General features: G+C 67.8%; 2 protein-coding genes and 1 pseudogene. All 3 read left to right on the forward strand.

Going from position 1 to position 1,544, the window contains the following annotated elements; all coding sequences use genetic code 11:
- The first annotated feature begins 16 nt into the window (after positions 1-16).
- On the forward strand, positions 17-886 hold the full coding sequence (motA, locus tag VGE49_RS05060) for a flagellar motor stator protein MotA (RefSeq protein ID WP_331033487.1): 870 nt from the start codon (positions 17-19) through the stop codon (positions 884-886).
- A gap of 91 nt (positions 887-977) precedes the next feature.
- Positions 978-1,250, forward strand: a complete 273-nt coding sequence (locus VGE49_RS05065; RefSeq protein WP_331033485.1) for a hypothetical protein — start codon at positions 978-980, stop codon at positions 1,248-1,250.
- An 89-nt stretch (positions 1,251-1,339) separates the two neighbouring features.
- Positions 1,340-1,544 (forward strand): annotated as a pseudogene (locus VGE49_RS05070) (hypothetical protein); the annotation flags it as partial.

Below are 1,544 nucleotides of genomic sequence, written 5' to 3' on the forward strand. Positions count from 1 at the left end.
GACGTCCGACCGCCCCATGTTCCAGATTATCGGCATTGTCCTGCTGTTCGCCATGGTGTTCGGCAGCTACGTCCTGGCGGGCGGCAAGTTCGGCGTCATCATGCACGCCCTGCCGCACGAGTTCATGGCCATCGGCGGCGCGGGCGTCGCCGCCTTCCTGATCTCCAACAGCCTGCCGGTGATCAAGTCGTCCCTGGCCGGCTTCGGCAAGACCTTCGCCGGACCGAAGTGGAAGAAGCAGGACTACAAGGACCTGCTGTCGCTCCTGTTCATGCTGACCAAGACGATGAAGTCCAAGGGCGTCATCGCCCTGGAAAGCCACATCGAAAAGCCAGCCGAGAGCAGCATCTTCCAGAAGTACCCCAAGGTGCTGAAGGACCACTTCGCCACCGACTTCATCTGCGACACCCTGCGGATGATGACCATGAACCTCGAGGATCCGCACCAGATCGAGGACGCCATGGAAAAGCAGCTGGAAAAGCACCACCACGAGCATCTCGAAGCCGCCCACGCCCTGCAGAACCTGGCCGACGGCCTGCCCGCCCTGGGCATCGTCGCCGCCGTTCTGGGCATCGTGAAGACCATGGGCTCGATCACCGAGCCGCCGGAAGTCCTGGGCGGCATGATCGGCGGCGCCCTGGTCGGCACCTTCCTGGGCGTCTTCCTGGCCTACGGCCTGGTCGGCCCCTTCGCCGCGCGCCTGAAGGCCATCATCGACGAGGAAGCGGCCTACTACAAAATCATCCAGTCGGTGCTGGTCGCTCACCTGCACGGCAACGCCGCCCAGATCTCGGTCGAAATCGGCCGCGGCGACATCCCCTCGACGGCCCAGCCCTCCTTCGCCGAAATGGAAGAAACCCTGGCCTCGGCCCCGATGGACGCCTGATCGCCAGGCCGACGGGAACACAGTTCGCTCACGGCGGTTCTCCACAGGTCACGATCGCGTGCATCGCATCGCCCCGCCCGTGGAGCTCTGCATGAAAGCCCTTCCGCCCTATCTCATCGCCTTCGGCGCCCTTATGGCGCTGACGGCCTGCAACGAGAGGTCGCCGCCTGCGCCGACCCCGCCTCCGGTCGAGTCCGCCGCCGCGCCCGGCGACGCCACGGCGCCGGCGCCGTCGTCGGACAGCGCCGCCCCGCCGCCAGGCGAATCAGCCGCGCCGTCCATCCAGACGCCGCCGACCCAGCCCGAGGCCAAGCCGCCGACCGAGCCGATGAATCCCGCGGCGCTGTCGACGCCTCCGGCCTGACCGACTTGCCGAACACCGTCTTGTCACGTTACGCCTAGCAGGCGGCGGGATGATCCCGTCCGTCAAACCATCCAAGGGGCTATAGTCACATGACCATCCGTCGCCTGATGATCGTCGCCGCAGGGCTCAGCGCCCTGTCGCTGGCCGCCTGCCAGCAACCGGCTGAGAAGACCACCGAAGAAGCCGCCGCCGTCGCGGATTCCGCCGCCGCCACGGCCACTGACGCCGCCGCGACCGCCGCTGACGCGGCGACCGCCGCCGCCGGCGCCGCCACCGACGCCGCCGCCTCGGCCG

The sequence above is a fragment of the Brevundimonas sp. genome, assembly GCF_036405315.1.
Lineage (GTDB): Bacteria > Pseudomonadota > Alphaproteobacteria > Caulobacterales > Caulobacteraceae > Brevundimonas.